The organism is Intestinibacter sp., from assembly GCF_034113885.1.
Taxonomy (GTDB): Bacteria; Bacillota; Clostridia; order Peptostreptococcales; family Peptostreptococcaceae; genus Intestinibacter.
The window spans coordinates 1-3767 of sequence record NZ_JAXEWM010000034.1 but is presented as its reverse complement, the minus strand read 5'-3'; the positions used below and the strand labels follow the sequence as shown (position 1 = coordinate 3767).

6 protein-coding genes are annotated in these 3767 nt (G+C 28.1%); all 6 read left to right on the top strand.

Annotated features, from left to right (window positions below; all coding sequences use genetic code 11):
- A partial coding sequence (gene yedF, locus SPD90_RS02105) for a sulfurtransferase-like selenium metabolism protein YedF (protein ID WP_320924163.1) occupies window positions 1-272 on the top strand: 272 nt, incomplete at its 5' end.
- 188 nt (window positions 273-460) lie between these two features.
- Window positions 461-1288 (top strand): sigma-E processing peptidase SpoIIGA, encoded by an 828-nt coding sequence (locus SPD90_RS02100; protein ID WP_320625248.1) that lies wholly within the window; start codon window positions 461-463, stop codon window positions 1286-1288.
- A gap of 16 nt (window positions 1289-1304) precedes the next feature.
- On the top strand, window positions 1305-2039 hold the full coding sequence (gene sigE, locus SPD90_RS02095) for an RNA polymerase sporulation sigma factor SigE (protein ID WP_442908913.1): 735 nt from the start codon (window positions 1305-1307) through the stop codon (window positions 2037-2039).
- A gap of 88 nt (window positions 2040-2127) precedes the next feature.
- Window positions 2128-2901, top strand: a complete 774-nt coding sequence (sigG, locus tag SPD90_RS02090; protein ID WP_320625247.1) for an RNA polymerase sporulation sigma factor SigG — start codon at window positions 2128-2130, stop codon at window positions 2899-2901.
- Window positions 2902-3180: 279 nt separating this feature from the next.
- Complete coding sequence (locus SPD90_RS02085; protein ID WP_320625246.1) at window positions 3181-3447, top strand: YlmC/YmxH family sporulation protein; 267 nt, start codon at window positions 3181-3183, stop codon at window positions 3445-3447.
- Between the two features lie 33 nt (window positions 3448-3480).
- A partial coding sequence (locus SPD90_RS02080; RefSeq protein WP_320924162.1) for an NrdR family transcriptional regulator occupies window positions 3481-3767 on the top strand: 287 nt, incomplete at its 3' end.

Below are 3767 nucleotides of genomic sequence, written 5' to 3'. Positions count from 1 at the left end.
TACTTATGAAGGGATTTGTATTCGCATTAACTGAATTAGATGAGCTTCCAAGTACTGTATTGCTTTACAACTCAGGAGTAAAATTATCTACTCAAGGCTCTAAATCTATTGACGCTTTAAAAACACTACAAGCACAAGGAGTAGAAATTTTAAGCTGTGGTACATGCTTGAATTACTATGATTTAGCAGATAAGCTAGAAGTTGGTGAAGTTACAAACATGTATTTTATAGTTGAAAAAATGGCACAAGCTGATAAAGTTATAAGACCATAAATATTGGAATAATTATTTAGAAGGTAGGGCTCAAAAAATAATTGTAATTTTTTAGAAAAATTATTTTATATTCGACTGTTGAAAATGACAAAATATTCAAATCGTATATTCTATAATATATTTAATAAAGTTTTTCAATATATAAATTTAACCATAATATGATTAAGTAAGGAAAAGGAGAAAATCTAATGTATTTAGATTATTATATTTTTGAAAACTTACTGATTAACTATATTATTATAAGTTGTACGACTTCTATTACTAAGATATACAGCAAAAAATACAGGCAAGTATTAGGCGCAGTAGTAGGAACTATCTACAGTGTTATGTATATTTATAAGGAATTAGCAATTTTTTTTACCATACCTTCTAAATTTATATTTATCGTAATAATAGTTCTAATTTCCTTTGATATAACTAATAAAAGAGATTTTTTTAAAATACTTTTTAGCTTCTATCTAGTAAATATATTTATATCTGGAAGTGCTTATTTCGTAATCTACTTCACAGGAATCGACCATATCACAATATCTCTTATCATAATTTGTGCTTATATAAGCTGTAAATTATTGAAAAAGATAATCAATGATTTTAGGATATTAAAGCATATTGAGAACCTCACAAAGGAGATAAGTATTTCTATACTAGATCAAAATATAAAATGTATTGCGTTGTTAGATAGTGGAAATTTACTCCAGGATCCCGTCAGTAAAAGCGATGTTGTAATAATCAAGGCAAGTCTTTTAGAAAATTTTTTACCCAAAGATTGTAATTTTGAAAAAATGGATATTTCAGATATCCAAAGCATAACCGATAATCTGAGCCCAAAGATTTCATGTAGAGTAAGATTAATTCCGTATAAACACGTTGGAGATAACAATGCAGGAATGCTCTTAGGGATAAAGGCAGATTATTTAAATGTAGATGATAAAAAAATAGGTAATATTATTCTTGGAATATCAGATTTTAAGGATAAAGAATACAGTGCAATTTTAAATCCAAGGATATTATGTTAAAAAGGAGGACTTATCGTTGATATTACTATTAGAGGATTTTAAAAGAAAAATACTTATGAGGTTTATAAAAATAGGAAGTAAATTAAAGCTAATAAACCCAGATAGTATTTACTACATGGGAGGAGTAAACGTATTGCCTCCACCGCTTACACTACAGGAGGAAAAGGAATTACTACAAAAACTAGAATACGATGAAAATATAAAAACTATTTTAATAGAGAGAAATCTTAGATTAGTAGTCTATATATCTAGAAAATTTGAAAATACAGGAATAGATATGGAGGATCTAATCTCGATAGGTACGATCGGACTTATAAAAGCAGTAAATACATTTAATCTAGAAAAAAATATAAAGCTAGCTACATATGCATCTAGATGCATAGAAAACGAAATACTCATGTGCCTTAGAAAAAACAACAAGAAAAAATCAGAGGTATCCTTTGACGAACCGCTAAACGTAGATTTAGACGGAAATGAACTCCTATTATCTGATGTTTTAGGTACAGATAATGATGAGATTTACAAGATAATTGAGGAGGAAATAGATAGAAATTTATTGTTTATGGCATTGGATAAATTATCAGATAGAGAAAAGCAAATTATGGAATTAAGATTTGGTCTCAGTACAAAGGGAAAAGAAAAAACTCAAAAAGAAGTCGCTAATATCCTTGGAATATCTCAATCTTATATTTCTAGATTGGAAAAAAAGATAATTTTTAGACTTAAAAAAGAGATGAAAAAATTTTTATAAAAATAAATAAGTGCTCATTAAAAGTATAAAAATATATGATGTGTAAATAATTTCATATATAGAATCTTTTAAGAGAGGACTGAAATTTATGATTATTAATAAAGTTGAAATTTGTGGTGTAAATACATCAGAACTTCCTGTACTTAAGCCTAATCAAATGAGAGAGCTATTAGTTAAGATAAAACAAGGTGATGAGGAGGCGAGACAAAGATTTGTAAAAGGAAATTTGAGATTAGTTCTAAGTGTTATACAAAAATTCAATAATAGAGGAGAAAACGTAGATGACTTATTTCAAATAGGATGTGTTGGACTTATAAAAGCTATTGATAATTTTGATTTAAGTCAAAATGTAAGATTTTCTACTTACGCTGTTCCTATGATTATAGGAGAGATAAGGAGATATCTTAGGGATAATAATCCAATTAGAGTTTCACGTTCTCTAAAAGACATAGCTTATAAAGCTCTACAAGTAAGAGAGAGATTGATAAGAACTAATTCAAAGGAGCCTACGATTTCAGAAATTGCTAAGGAATTAGATATGGAGGTAGAGTCAGTAGTAATGGCTCTTGACGCTATACAAGATCCGATATCTTTATTCGATCCAGTTTACCAAGACAATGGAGATGCTATATTTGTAATGGATCAAGTACAAGACAAAAAAGACACAGATGAAAACTGGCTAGAGCAAATAGCTTTAAAGGAGGCTATAAAAAAATTGAGTTCAAGGGAGAGATTAGTCCTTGATTTAAGATTTTATAAAGGGAGAACTCAAATCGAAGTGGCAGATGAAATCGGTATTTCACAAGCGCAGGTATCTAGAATCGAAAAAAACGCCTTAAAAAATATGAGAAAGTATATTTAAATATAAAATCGAAGCAAATAAAACTGTCGTATAAGTGATTTAATGATCGCTTTATGGCAGTTTTATTTTTACAATATATTTACAAATCACTAAAAAGTTTGATTATTTTTAAATAATGTGTAAAATAAAACTAAAAGGAAAATAATTATAAAATTTATAGATAATATCATAGTGAATTTTTTCTTGTTGTAAATAATAAACTTATATAAGAAAATCTTTATTTTAAAGATTTATCTATTAAGAGCACATGTATATTGCTCAAAAAGGGGGAATTTAACTATGATGAGAATATCCGACATTATGGAAAAAGAAATAATAAATGTAAAAAACGGTAAGAAGTTAGGTTTTATAACAGATATAGATTTAGATATCGAAAGTGGCAAGGTATCGTCCTTTTCAATAACAGGAGCGTCAGGGAGTTTTTTTTATAGAGGCACAGAGGTTGATACTGTATTTTGGAGAGATATCTTGAGAATAGGCTACGATACTGTACTTGTGAATATAGGTTCAAGTTTAAATTTTGATAAAGATCAAATCGATATCTAAAAATTAAATCCTACCTAACTGAGGAGGAAGAACATGCAATGCCCATATTGTAATTATAAAGAATCTAAAGTCGTAGATTCTAGACATACAGATAGTAAATCTATCAGAAGAAGAAGAGAATGCGAGTCTTGCAAAAAGAGATTCACAACCTACGAAACAATTGAGACAACACCTATAATGGTAATAAAAAAGGATAATAGTAGGGAAATATTTGATAGAGAAAAAATAAAAAGAGGAATAATAAAATCGTGCGAAAAAAGACCTGTTTCAATAGAACAAATAGAGAGTATAATTTCTTATGTAGAAAATGAAATAAATAA